Annotated in this window: 11 protein-coding genes; 4 read left to right on the top strand and 7 right to left on the bottom strand. The window is 44.8% G+C overall.

Annotated elements, in window-relative coordinates:
• Window positions 1-13 precede the first annotated feature (13 nt).
• Window positions 14-913 (bottom strand): alkaline phosphatase family protein, encoded by a 900-nt coding sequence (locus ACPPVU_RS06750; RefSeq protein ID WP_426670922.1) that lies wholly within the window; start codon window positions 911-913, stop codon window positions 14-16.
• 141 nt (window positions 914-1,054) lie between these two features.
• Here ACPPVU_RS06750 and ACPPVU_RS06745 point away from each other — a divergent pair, with 141 nt between their 5' ends.
• Window positions 1,055-2,041 (top strand): NAD(P)H-quinone oxidoreductase, encoded by a 987-nt coding sequence (locus ACPPVU_RS06745; RefSeq protein WP_426670921.1) that lies wholly within the window; start codon window positions 1,055-1,057, stop codon window positions 2,039-2,041.
• 50 nt (window positions 2,042-2,091) lie between these two features.
• Here the strand turns inward: ACPPVU_RS06745 and ACPPVU_RS06740 are convergent, their stop codons facing one another.
• A complete protein-coding gene (locus ACPPVU_RS06740; protein ID WP_426670920.1) occupies window positions 2,092-3,411 on the bottom strand; it encodes an SGNH/GDSL hydrolase family protein in 1,320 nt (439 codons plus the stop codon).
• A gap of 17 nt (window positions 3,412-3,428) precedes the next feature.
• A complete protein-coding gene (locus ACPPVU_RS06735; protein WP_426670919.1) occupies window positions 3,429-4,658 on the bottom strand; it encodes an OmpP1/FadL family transporter in 1,230 nt (409 codons plus the stop codon).
• A gap of 331 nt (window positions 4,659-4,989) precedes the next feature.
• Between ACPPVU_RS06735 and atpD the strand changes: the two genes are divergently transcribed.
• The 3 genes from atpD to ACPPVU_RS06720 all read left to right on the top strand — a co-directional run bounded on the left by atpD (window position 4,990) and on the right by ACPPVU_RS06720 (window position 8,317).
• Window positions 4,990-6,495 (top strand): F0F1 ATP synthase subunit beta, encoded by a 1,506-nt coding sequence (atpD, locus tag ACPPVU_RS06730; protein ID WP_426670918.1) that lies wholly within the window; start codon window positions 4,990-4,992, stop codon window positions 6,493-6,495.
• Between the two features lie 113 nt (window positions 6,496-6,608).
• On the top strand, window positions 6,609-6,869 hold the full coding sequence (gene atpC, locus ACPPVU_RS06725) for an ATP synthase F1 subunit epsilon (protein ID WP_426670917.1): 261 nt from the start codon (window positions 6,609-6,611) through the stop codon (window positions 6,867-6,869).
• 434 nt (window positions 6,870-7,303) lie between these two features.
• Window positions 7,304-8,317, top strand: coding sequence for an LLM class flavin-dependent oxidoreductase (locus ACPPVU_RS06720; RefSeq protein WP_426670916.1), 1,014 nt, complete (start codon window positions 7,304-7,306; stop codon window positions 8,315-8,317).
• A gap of 213 nt (window positions 8,318-8,530) precedes the next feature.
• Here ACPPVU_RS06720 and ACPPVU_RS06715 read toward each other — a convergent pair whose 3' ends face one another.
• The 4 genes from ACPPVU_RS06715 to ACPPVU_RS06700 form a co-directional block, all read right to left on the bottom strand.
• Complete coding sequence (locus ACPPVU_RS06715; protein WP_426667237.1) at window positions 8,531-9,505, bottom strand: integrase core domain-containing protein; 975 nt, start codon at window positions 9,503-9,505, stop codon at window positions 8,531-8,533.
• Window positions 9,506-9,691: 186 nt separating this feature from the next.
• Entirely contained in the window at window positions 9,692-10,150 is a 459-nt protein-coding gene (locus ACPPVU_RS06710) for a hypothetical protein (protein ID WP_426670915.1), read from the bottom strand.
• Between the two features lie 192 nt (window positions 10,151-10,342).
• Window positions 10,343-10,513 (bottom strand): hypothetical protein, encoded by a 171-nt coding sequence (locus ACPPVU_RS06705; protein WP_426670914.1) that lies wholly within the window; start codon window positions 10,511-10,513, stop codon window positions 10,343-10,345.
• A gap of 358 nt (window positions 10,514-10,871) precedes the next feature.
• Window positions 10,872-11,798, bottom strand: coding sequence for a DUF6263 family protein (locus tag ACPPVU_RS06700; RefSeq protein WP_426670913.1), 927 nt, complete (start codon window positions 11,796-11,798; stop codon window positions 10,872-10,874).
• Window positions 11,799-12,206: the final 408 nt, after the last annotated feature.

Here is a 12,206-nt window from a genome sequence, read left to right as displayed (position 1 = left end):
AGTGAGTAAGAGTTTATTTTGACCACACACCGTCGATTGGTGAAGCGGATTGCTTATCATCAGAAGGCAAACCATACATAGCTTCTAATGTGTGCAATAAATTATAATGATTTATAGGTGTATTATATTGCCCGGTAACCACTTTCTCTCCATAAAAAATGGTGGGGATCTTGTTACCATTTTGGGGATCATAATCATCCTCGTCAAAAGTTATAATCAACAAACTGTTGTGCTTTTTGGCCCACTCGGCATAGGAAGAAATATTATCGCTTAACCAATGATCTCCTCTGCGGATCGCAGCCGCATCACCAGGAATGCCGATATTATGCATATCATAATCCATGTCAGGAACAACAAAACATAGCGTCGGAAGCTTTTTGAAATTTTTTGGGAATGCAGTCATGGGCACACTTAACGAATCGGGTATAAGATTTGGCCCTACCCCCAGCCAGTTTACCCATGGTGTATGTTTGCGGGCATAAAGATGACCAATAGTGATACTGCTTGAACGGGATGTGCATCCCAGGAACCCAGCCGCCGGCATTGTCTGGGCGAATCCTTTAAAAGTATATCCCTGTTTAAGTAAAGCTGCTCCCAAATTTGGCGTTTTAAAAGGGGTTATTTTCTCAAGACACTCATCGCCTTTTATACCTTGTGTGCTTCCTGAAAAAAGCGCAAGATAATTGGGTTGGCTTGGATGCCCTATCCCATGGGAGTTTGTAAATAATGCTCCGTCCTTTGCAAGCGAATTGATATATGGTGCATTGGCAGAACCCATTATCTCACTATAAGCATGATTTTCTTCAATAACAACTACTACATGATCATATTTGGGGATATCACCGGATGTATTTGCCGAGATAAAAAGTGTGCTTAATGTACCAAGTACAAGGATCGAAATAAATGTTTTCATGGTCTTAATATGCAATCAAATTAGAGAAAAGCGTTATACATTGCTATAACGTACGACTAAGCTGATCTGGTTTATTCGTACAAAGATTAATATTATAAACATAGTGTGCGTAACTATGGTTTACTACTATACATTTACACCATGAAAGCAGTAATCATCACTCATCCCGGCGGACCGGAAGTTTTAAAACTTGAAGAAAAGCCCAAACCAAATTTCGCACCAAACGAGGTATTGGTAAAAGTGGCTGCTGCGGGTATAAACCGTCCGGATGTATTCCAGCGTAAAGGGAATTATCCTCCACCAAAAGGCGCGCCTCAGAATATACCGGGATTAGAAATTGCCGGTATTATAGCTGAAGTTGGTGCTAATGTTACCCGCTGGAAAGTTGGCGATAAAGTTTGCGCTTTAGTAATAGGTGGCGGTTATGCTGAATACTGCAACGTCCCCGAAGGGCAATGCCTGCCTGTACCTAACAACCTTTCAATGGCTGAAGCTGCATCTCTGCCTGAGACTTTTTTTACCGTATGGACCAATGTATTTGACCGTGCTAAATTACAGCCCGGTGAAAGCCTGCTGATACACGGTGGCTCAAGCGGTATTGGAGTGGCTGCTATACAAATGGCTTCATCATTAGGAAGTACCGTTTATGTAACTGCCGGCTCGGATGCTAAGTGCAAGTTCTGCGAAGATTTAGGCGCTACTAAAGCCATCAATTACAAAACCGGAAACTTTACTGAAGTAATACAACACCTCACGGATAGCAAAGGAGTAAATGTGATACTGGATATGATCGGAGGTGATTATACACCCGGCAATATCCAATCGCTGGCAGAAGAAGGAAGATTAGTGATGATCAATACCATGAAAGGTAAAGATGTACAGATCGATTTATCACAAGTGATGCGTAAACGGCTGATCATTACCGGCTCTATGCTGCGTTCACGTGAAATAGAATTTAAGAGTGCCATAGCCCGGAATCTTGAAAAGCACATCTGGCCGTTACTGGCATCGGGAAAGATAAAACCTGTCATTCATTCGGTATTCTCTGCTGAAAATGCAGCTGAAGCTCATCAGTTGATGGAAAGTAATGATCACATGGGGAAGATAGTCTTAAGTTTTGAGTCCTAAGTCCTGAGTATTTTTGACTCAAGACTCAGAACTTAAGACTCATGACTTGCTTACGGAAACTTCACCCCGTTATAATCCGATATATTCACCAAAGGAATTGAAGAACCATATTTGGCGTTAGTTGCTTTAATAAACTCGTTAGCTACTATAGCATATCCGCGTGGTGTAAGATGTATCCCATCCAGCGAAAACAATCCACCGCTGATATAATTTGAATTAACACTTACGCCATCTACTACAAGGCCATTCTGTTTGATATTATTCAGGAAGGTATAAGCATCAAACACAGCCAAGCCTTTTGCTGCCGCGATAGATTTGATAGTCGAGTTGTAAGATTGCACATAGGTTTCTGTAAGGGCCGCTTCAGTCTCATCCAGCACATATTGATTATCAATTGGCGTGTATGGCGTTAAACCATAAGGTAAATTACCATAAGGTGTGCTTACAGGCTGACCGATCCTGCTTGTAGGAAAAGTCAATATGATCAGATCCTTTGCAGTCGCAGCTCTGGGGGCATAAGTAGTACCTGACACCAGTGCATTAATATAAATCGCCTTCGCCGCTGGGTTTAACTTTTGCACGCCGGCTAAAATGGCCCCTACCGTTATTGTATTAAAATAAGGAACTGACGTTACATCGGGTATAGTACCTACAACCCCCTTTTGACCTTGAGCTGTTAAGGAGTTGATCAGTAGATTATATAAAAAAGCAAACTGGTCGGTAGGTGTCAGCACATCTCCTGCACCGCCTGATGTGGCGTATAACAAAGCATCATTATTACCCAGCCAGTTAGAGAAGAAAGTAAATTTCTTGGCAGTTATAAAATCAAGATAGGTTGTTGTATTGGTTGGTGAATTGCCGGGTAACAGACGTTCGAAAAAACCATTCAGGTTACCGTATGACGGGGCAGTAATGTACAACAATTTGATACCGGGTACGCCATAGTTCTCTATATCACCAGTGTATTTGGTGTATAAGGTAACGTTACCGAATCCCGGTATAGTTTGTATGCCTCTGATTGCTAAATCAGTAGTAACGGGTGTGGTGATAGGCGTTCCATCAGCATTAAAACCTGTCAGCTGTAAATAGCCTGAACCATTTGCCTGGTCGGTACTGAAAAGTGGTTGGTTAAATGTACCGCCGCCAACAGCTTGCATTTGCTTACCCATAATACTTGGGTAGGATACCAGCTGACCTGAACGGTATAAGCCGCCATCAGCATAGCCTGCAGTTAATGAATTGCCGACAGCTATGTATCTTGAAAAATCAGCCGAGCCACTGGATGGTTTTATCGTGTGTATCTCGGGTTTGCAGGCCCCTAATAAAAGTAGTCCTGCAACAACGTATATATAATGTCTAAATAGTTTCATTGTTTAATAATTTAGGATTACCAGTGATAAGCTAATGATATACCGGGGATGTAAACATTGGAAGTAAATGTGCCTGACAATTGCGTTTCGATATTGGTTTGCGTACGCTGCAAAAGGTGCTCGTATTCAAACGAAAGATCAAGATCAAGACGCTGCGCCAGTTTATAGCCTAACCCACCGGTAACATATACACGGTTAGCATCCGGTACTTCGGGGGTTACATAGCCATCCGGTGCTGCTGCACTGGCATAGCCACCACCAGCCCTTAATGCCAGTTTGTTATTGGCTTTGTACTGCGCACCTGCACGAAGGCTTACTGCATCCTGGTAGTTACGTGGTGAATGGGTATCCTGCAATGATGGCGTGTTCTGCTTATAATCGAATGACAATGCCTTGAATACATTCCACCCAACCAGGTTAGCATCAACGGCGATTATCCATTTGTTGCTTGGATAAAATCCTAAACCAATAGAGTTGGTAGCAGGTAATGGGATACTTGCATTAAATTGATTAGGCTGTGGAAAACTGCTCTGAAGTGACGCAGGCACCGTAAAAATAGCGTTACCATTATTATCATCAATGGTGGTAGTAACCTGCGAGCGATGAGTGATACCTACCGTTACGCCCGATTCTGTTTTAAAGTAGACGCCTGCATTCCAGCCGTAGCCTTTGCCATGGCCTTTAAGTTCAGCCTGACCAACTTCGCCCGAGCTGTTTACAACCGGTATAGCCCTTGTCAGGTCCACAGTACCGTAGTTGTAGACAAACCCACCACCTATGCTTACCCAATCGGTCAGTTTAATACTTAATGTGGGTTGAAAATAATAGGTTCTGAGATTAAGACTTTCGGCGGTGTATTTGCCCGGCCAGGTTGTGCCCCAATCAGTTAGTCCGCCAAAGGGCGTATAGACTGCCATACCCAGTTTCCACCAGGACGACTTCGGTCCCCAGGTAGCATAAAATGTAAACGGAGGCGCTACTTTATCAGCAGTGTGATAAATGTCGGATGTACCCGAGGGATTAAAAGTTGATTTGAACATCAGCGGGCTTACCCCTGCCTGTATGTAATTTTCGGGCAGCATTACCAATGCACCCGGATTAAAGAATACGGTTGCACCGTCCATTACGGTACCCGTTCCGGTATGGCCCATACCTATTTGCTTTTGCCCCTCAAGGTTTACCTGGAAACCCTGGGCAAAGGCCATGACCGGCACTATTGCTAGTGCCAACAGTAAAAGTTTTCTCATAAAAGAATTTTTTGTAGGGATATGATTTATAATTGCTATGCAAACATAGCAATAAGGGTTATTATTTCCATGACAAGAATTTGACAAATAATTAATTTAGTTCATGGTTGATGGTTCATAGTTAATGGTAAAATCCGGCCAAGTAACCTGCTTTCAATCTCTCAAAACAGCTATGAACTATGATCTATGAACTATCAACATCTTCGTCCAAAAATATTTCTCACCGCTATTTAAATATTTACCGAAAAATCTTAGCTTTGCGGCTCTAAAAGAAAAGCATTTTATAGAGAACTATTTCATTTACAAAATCTTTTAAATTACCAGGTTATATATGCCAAACATTGGAAAAATATCACAGATCATCGGTCCGGTAGTCGACGTTAGCTTCGCTGATGATGGTCATCTTCCTAAAATTTATGACGCGTTAGAGATCACTAAGGATAACGGCCAGAAGATCATTCTTGAAGTTCAGCAGCACTTAGGCGAGGATCGTGTACGTGCAGTAGCGATGGACTCAACTGACGGTCTGTTACGCGGAATGAAGGTTCTTGATCTTGAATCAGCTATCAAAATGCCGGTTGGTGACGATATCAAAGGCCGCGTGTTCAACGTAGTGGGTGATCCGATTGATGGCTTGGGTGTGGTTGATAAAACTAACGGAAAATCTATACACAATGTTCCCCCTCGCTTTGAGGACCTTTCAACCGAAAGTGAAGTATTGTTCACCGGTATCAAGGTTATCGACTTATTAGAGCCTTATGCTAAAGGTGGCAAGATCGGTTTGTTTGGTGGTGCAGGTGTAGGTAAAACCGTATTGATCCAGGAATTGATCAACAATATCGCGAAAGCATATAATGGTGTATCCGTATTCGCTGGTGTAGGTGAGCGTACCCGTGAAGGTAACGACTTACTTCGCGAAATGATCGAATCTGGCATTATTAAATATGGTGATGATTTCGTTCATGCGATGGAGCAGGGCAAATGGGACCTTTCCAAAGTAAACAAAGAAGAACTTAAAGAATCTAAAGCAACCTTCGTATTCGGTCAGATGAATGAGCCTCCTGGTGCACGTGCACGTGTGGCCCTTTCAGGATTAACCATTGCAGAATATTTCCGCGATGGTGAGGCTGAAGGCAAAGGAAAAGATATATTATTCTTTATCGATAACATTTTCCGCTTTACACAGGCGGGATCTGAAGTATCAGCGTTGTTAGGCCGTATGCCGTCAGCGGTAGGTTACCAGCCAACACTTGCTACCGAAATGGGTACCATGCAGGAGCGTATTACCTCAACCAAACGCGGTTCCATCACCTCTGTACAGGCGGTGTATGTACCTGCGGATGACTTGACCGACCCTGCGCCGGCTACTACCTTCGCCCACTTGGATGCTACTACTGTACTTTCACGTAAAATTGCTGAGCTGGGTATCTATCCTGCGGTTGACCCTCTGGATTCAACCTCGCGTATCCTTAGCCCGCAAATTTTGGGTGACGAGCACTATAACACTGCACAACGCGTAAAAGAAATTCTGCAACGCTACAAAGAACTGCAGGATATCATCGCGATCCTGGGTATGGACGAACTTTCTGAAGAAGATAAGCTGACCGTATCACGCGCACGCCGTGTTCAGCGTTTCCTATCACAGCCGTTCCACGTTGCTGAGCAGTTCACCGGGTTAAAAGGTGTATTGGTTGACATTAAGGACACCATCAAAGGTTTCAACATGATCATGGATGGCGAAGTGGATGAATACCCCGAAGGAGCATTCAACCTGGTAGGCAGCATTGAAGAAGCTATTGAAAAAGGCAAGAAATTACTTGCAGAGGCGAATAGTTAATGTGCGGATGTGCAGATATGCAAATGTGCAGATTCTAAGCACATAGCATATTTACTCATCAGCTAAAAAAAACATTCGCACATCTGCACATACGCATATTTGCACATTAAAATATGAACCTGGAAATTCTAACTCCCGATAAAAAAGTATTCGAAGGCGAGGTTAACTCTGTGAGCCTGCCGGGCACTATGGGCTCATTTGAGGTATTGAACCACCATGCCCCGCTGATCTCCACTTTAGAAGATGGCAAAGTTACCGTACGCGGTAGCGGCAAAGAAGAAGTATACCTGATACAAGGCGGCGTGGTTGAAGTACTGAACAACAAAGTAATGGTACTGGCCGAGGGCATTGCCCCGCGCCAACCGCAACAATAAGATAATCTACTAATTAATTTAACAGAAACGCCCGGCGAGCAATCACCGGGCGTTTTTTTGTGGCGTGCTGTGGATGGCGCGAAGCGAAAGGTGCATGGGGTATTACCACCCAGTGTTCACGTTCACAACGCAATGAACGCTAGTGGATATTTATGAACACCTCATTACCAATAACTTGCATTTTATATACTACTGACAAATCCCTGTCACTACTTTTCTGCCCGCCATTCTACCAACAAACCACCAACCGGCTGCCGCCCTCCCCATTTCACACCCTTACTGACAAATTACTGTCACCACTTTTTTGACTGAACCGTGATACCCCACCGTTTCAAAATTCTGTAAATTCGACAAACGGCGTAGCCTTCTTGAACACCGTTTAAAACAAACAATAGGTGAAAAATTCAATAAAATTCGAGTTCAGACCAAATACCATGGAAATAGGAATAGACAGTTTTGCAGCAGCAGCCGAAGGCTCCACCAGCAGTGCCGACGCTTTGGCTCAGCTACTTGAAAGAATAGTACATGCCGACCAGGCGGGCCTCGACGTATTCGGCATCGGCGAGCACCACCGTAAAGAATTCCTGGATTCGGCACCGACCATCATCCTGGCAGCCGCTGCGGCACAAACCACCCGGATACGGCTCACCAGCGCCGTCACCGTACTCAGCGCGGCCGACCCGGTAAGGGTATTCCAAAACTTTGCAACGCTCGACCTCATATCCCGCGGGCGTGCCGAAATGGTTGTCGGCCGTGGCTCATTCATCGAGTCATTCCCGTTGTTTGGCTATAGCCTGAATGATTACGAAGAATTGTTTGCCGAAAAACTGGGACTATTGCTCAACATCCGCGATAACGAAGTGGTTAATTGGTCGGGCAAATTCCGGCCGGCGCTTAAAAACCAGGCCATCTACCCGCGGCCATTGCAGCAACCCATACCCATCTGGTTAGGCGTAGGCGGCACACCCGAATCCTTCGTTCGTGCGGGTAAGCTCGGACTGCCACTGATGGTGGCCGTTATTGGCGGCGAAACCCACAGGTTCCGTCCGCTGGTCGACCTTTACCGCGAAGCCGGCAAACAAGCAGGCCACCCGGCCGAAAAGCTAAAAGTAGGCTTACACTCGCTTGGCTATGTTGCCGCCACCCCGCAGGCCGCCGCTAACGAATTCTATCCCGGTTATGCCGAGATCTTCACCAAAATCGGGCGCGAACGCGGCTGGCCACCCGTAACCCGCCAGCAATTTGATGCGCAGATGGGTCCGCGTGGGGCCTATATCATTGGCGACCCTGAACAAGTTGCCGAAAAGATCCTCCGCCACAGCGAAGCCCTCGGCGGCATCACCAGGCTCACCTTCCAGATGGACAACGCCCGCCTCACCCACCCCCAACTCCTCAAAGCAATCGAACTCATCGGCCAAAAAGTGATCCCTTTGGTACGCAAGGGGTAAGGGGCATTTTCCACCATAAAGGTTAAGGAAAAACCAAATCATGATAATATCGAATAATGAATTTTGAATGTCGAACACCGATGTTTTCACTTCATTATTCGGCATTTGACATTCAATGTTCGATATTTAAAACGCTTATGGCCCTCACCCGCCATCCTCTCCACCCGTCATTGCTGTAAGGGTTTAGTAATTCGATGACAGAATCAGGTATTTTTATTTGTTGTTTAGGGAGACCATATCGATAGGTTTTTTGCCATTGATACCCTGATGAGGTCGCTCCCAGTTGTAGTAAACGAGGTATTTTAGGAGTTCATCTTCTAGTTCTTCCAAACTGTCAAAGTCTGTTTCCTCAATAAGGTCTTCTTTAAGTGTACGCCAGAAACGTTCCACCTTGCCGTTGGTTTGTGGGCGGTAAGGCTTCATGTAACGTCGTTTAATACCTGTTTCTACCAGCATTCTTTCAAATGGATGATTGTGCTTATTCTGGCTAATAGCTGTACCAAACTCAGGGCCGTTGTCGGCAATAAGTTCTTCGAATTGTATGCCGAACTCCTGTTTGAGCCTCTGCATACAGCGCATAGCTGTAAACATGGTTGTTAAAGCGGTAATGTCTCCCATCACTTCTGCCCAGGCCAGGCGGGAATAATCATCTATGACACACAGCAGGTAAAGGTTCCTATGCTGACCTCTGATAACACTTTTACTTAAGTGATGGCAGTCAATATGTCCTAATTGGCCCATACGTTCCTTGATGATCTTTCGCTTTACTTCTTTATCAGTCGCCGTTAACCGGTTTTGATGATGTCGCTTCAGGATATTATACACCCCTGACGGAGACGGTGTAAATTTATCTGATTTTTGTTTAAGCTGACTGGCGATCTCAAACTTATTGCAGCCCCGCTGCCGCAGCATCAATACCTGCTGTTCATCCGCATCAGAGGGTCTGCGGGTCTGATACTTCGGCCCGCGTTTACCCGGAAGCAGATCATCCGGATTCCCGGATTGTTTATAGCGGTTATAATACTTCAGGAAACTGCGCCTGTCTGTATGATTGGCTTCATAAAACTCTTTCGCCAGTTTATACTTAGGGTGATGGCCTAACTTTACCTGTTCATAATCGGCAATCAGTTGGCGGTAAGTCTGTAAATAGTTCCTCTTTAATGTCAGATCATTTGTATTGATTCGCATAACGCTTAACTTTAAATTATATAAAGCTAATTCTGTTACCGAATTATCTGACCTTTACAATTGCGAGGTACGAAGCAATCTCTACATAGGCAGGTCGGCAATGCAAGCTCTATACCTTTCTGTTCGCTCTGTACAGCATAGAGATTGCTTCGTACCTCGCAATGACGCGGTGGTGAATTGCCCCCCTTACTGCGGTATATCCGCATCAAACGTTCCATTCACAGGTATTTCCTGGAAGGTGGTATCATCGTTTTTTCTAGCCGTACCTGTGAATGTTCCCGAAATATGTGTTTGCGTAAGAGAACTAATCAGCAGTTGGCCCTTGTTGCAAGTGTACTGATACCCTGCCGAGTTGATGGTTTCGAAGTCTGCAAATGCCTGATCGTATAAGGCAAAGTTGGCGTGCTGCTGGTAATTTATGATCAATATATTTAGCCCCGGCCCACCCTGGCTGGCCCCTGATATGACAATGTTAGCCCCCTGAGGTGTTACCAAATAAGGAGTAGCTACAGTATATTTTTTGTCCTGTAGGGTGAACGTCATCAAATTGCCAACTTTTGCTGGCGCCGGATTGCTCTTTTTGCAGCCGTAAAATGCCAGTGTAATAACAATCAATAAAATTGGGAGGAGTTTTTTAGCTTTCATGTTGATAAGGTCTTTGCGGTAAAGATATTATATAATTGAATAATTGCAAATAGATGCGTCTACACCCACCTTCTCCACTAAGACTCGCGAAAATATTGTTGCGGAGAATACACCTCTCATTTTCCCCGTCAGCAGACCAGCTTCGGCCGAAATCAGGCAGAACGATGTTGGGCTGTGCGGTTGCAGGGGCATTTAGGATTTTGCTGAAGCGTGGACTGCGGGTGCGATTAGCGGGGCAAAATCATCCGGCCCCAGGTTCTGCCTGATTTGCAGCGCATAGGCCCCGTGCGGCAAAGAAGCAAGCGTCGGCTGACTTGACTTTTTGGTTACTTTTGTGTCAAGACAAATTGCGATAGCAATCATGAACACCTATAAAAAACAAACAACTGGTGAATAACTAACAGCCCCCGCGGCAATTGAGCGGGACGGGACATCGTATAATTCCCACAAACATTTTCCAATGAAATAATAATCGTTCTGCATACCATAGAGATCGCTTCGTTCCTCGCAAAGACATGATAATAAAACGGCCTGTCACCCTGAGCCCGTCGAAGGGCGTGCGGTATGGCCTTAATCCGCCAATGTTTACTCTCCGTAAACACACCCCCATCATGCCGTCCACCCATTGGCGAATCGGCACCCCATCAGAAAAGTTGCTGCAAACTGCGAACTCCTAACTGCCAACTGAACAAGAGCGTTTCCCTACCAGCACCATCCCCTTTTATTCCCCTGCAACCACCATATCAGCATTTACGTTCATGGGGAATTTAATGCCTCCCGGCACCTGTGGATTGTCTCTAATATCCATCGTACCTTTTACCATCCTGGTCACTTTTTCTTTGTTTACCCAACCGGTAGTTTTATCCAGTTCAATATCAGTTGTCGACGATCCGTTTAAATCAATATAACGAATAGGGAGGCCATTGATCTGCTTGTATTCAGGGTTATCGGGCGAGTTAACTACCGCCTCGCCATGTATCATATACTCATTATTAGTAATACGCTGTAAAGTATAGGTATTTTTTATCTGTACCGATATGGTGGACTCTAAATTAGTAGTGGCCGACCAATGATCGTTAAGATTCACTTTCACATCAGGTAACACGGCAAATGCATCCTGGAAGGTATTCTTAAATGATTTTTCACCAAGCGACTGCTCCATTTGAGCCTTAAACTGCGCCTTTTTCTCTGCAGAAACACTATCCGGCAAGCTGCTTAGCATGCCCGAATACAAATTCTGACTATTTTTAATATCCAGCACCTTACCCCTATTATTAATAGTCACGGTAAAAGGCTTGTCCAGCATCGTACGCATTATTTTGTTTAACAACTGGTTGCTATTGGCATCGTCCGTTCTAATATCAACTGATTTGCCGCCCGGCAGATCCATGCGCATATTAAAGTTTTTATAGGCCACCTCTAATTCATAAACACTGTCTCTTATTGCCGTTACCTTATGCGCTACCCTGCAGCTCATAATAGTGGTTATCACCATGGTCTGTCCCGGTATCTCTTCGGTAACGGTTAAATTGGCATTGCTACTCATGTAATAGGTACTGTCCAGCTTAAGGTGGAGTACAAGGGATTGTTTCTGCGCAAAACAACTAATGCCGATAAACAGCATAGATAAGGTTAGGATTTGTTTCATGTGATAATTTATGATGATAAAGATGCACAAAGTTTTACCGGTCGACAAATCCAAAATGGCCTGTCATCCTGAGGCTCTCGAAGGAGTGTGCGGTATAGCCTTCACCGCCAATACCAACTCTCAACGCGTCATTGCGAGGTACGAAGCAACCTCTATGCTATACAGAGCGAATAGAACGGTGCACAACCTGCATAGCCGACCTGCCTATGTATAGATTGCTTCGTACCTCGCAAAGACGTAACGGTGATTGGCTTCCCTGATTGCAAACTGCCAACCCCTAACTGCCAACTGAACATGGGCGTTCCCCGCTGATAGAAGCGGGCCAGGCTTTTTACTCATACGCCTGCAGGCATTAGGCGCTTTGTGCTTTTAACCAAATTAAGGTAAATGCAAACTGCCAACTATTAG

The sequence above is a fragment of the Mucilaginibacter sp. McL0603 genome, from assembly GCF_049992945.1.
Classification (GTDB): domain Bacteria; phylum Bacteroidota; class Bacteroidia; order Sphingobacteriales; family Sphingobacteriaceae; genus Mucilaginibacter.
The sequence above is the reverse complement of the archived record's forward strand: the minus strand, read 5'-3'. Positions and strand labels throughout refer to the sequence as shown.

Coding starts and splice junctions, on each gene's coding strand:
- ACPPVU_RS06735 (WP_426670919.1), bottom strand. CDS start 4,658: ATGAGAAAACTTTTACTGTTGGCACTAGCAATAGTGCCGGTCATGGCC.
- ACPPVU_RS06710 (WP_426670915.1), bottom strand. CDS start 10,150: ATGAAAGCTAAAAAACTCCTCCCAATTTTATTGATTGTTATTACACTG.
- atpD (WP_426670918.1), top strand. CDS start 4,990: ATGCCAAACATTGGAAAAATATCACAGATCATCGGTCCGGTAGTCGAC.
- ACPPVU_RS06740 (WP_426670920.1), bottom strand. CDS start 3,411: ATGAAACTATTTAGACATTATATATACGTTGTTGCAGGACTACTTTTA.
- ACPPVU_RS06720 (WP_426670916.1), top strand. CDS start 7,304: ATGGAAATAGGAATAGACAGTTTTGCAGCAGCAGCCGAAGGCTCCACC.
- ACPPVU_RS06750 (WP_426670922.1), bottom strand. CDS start 913: ATGAAAACATTTATTTCGATCCTTGTACTTGGTACATTAAGCACACTT.
- ACPPVU_RS06700 (WP_426670913.1), bottom strand. CDS start 11,798: ATGAAACAAATCCTAACCTTATCTATGCTGTTTATCGGCATTAGTTGT.
- atpC (WP_426670917.1), top strand. CDS start 6,609: ATGAACCTGGAAATTCTAACTCCCGATAAAAAAGTATTCGAAGGCGAG.
- ACPPVU_RS06745 (WP_426670921.1), top strand. CDS start 1,055: ATGAAAGCAGTAATCATCACTCATCCCGGCGGACCGGAAGTTTTAAAA.
- ACPPVU_RS06715 (WP_426667237.1), bottom strand. CDS start 9,505: ATGCGAATCAATACAAATGATCTGACATTAAAGAGGAACTATTTACAG.
- ACPPVU_RS06705 (WP_426670914.1), bottom strand. CDS start 10,513: ATGATTGCTATCGCAATTTGTCTTGACACAAAAGTAACCAAAAAGTCA.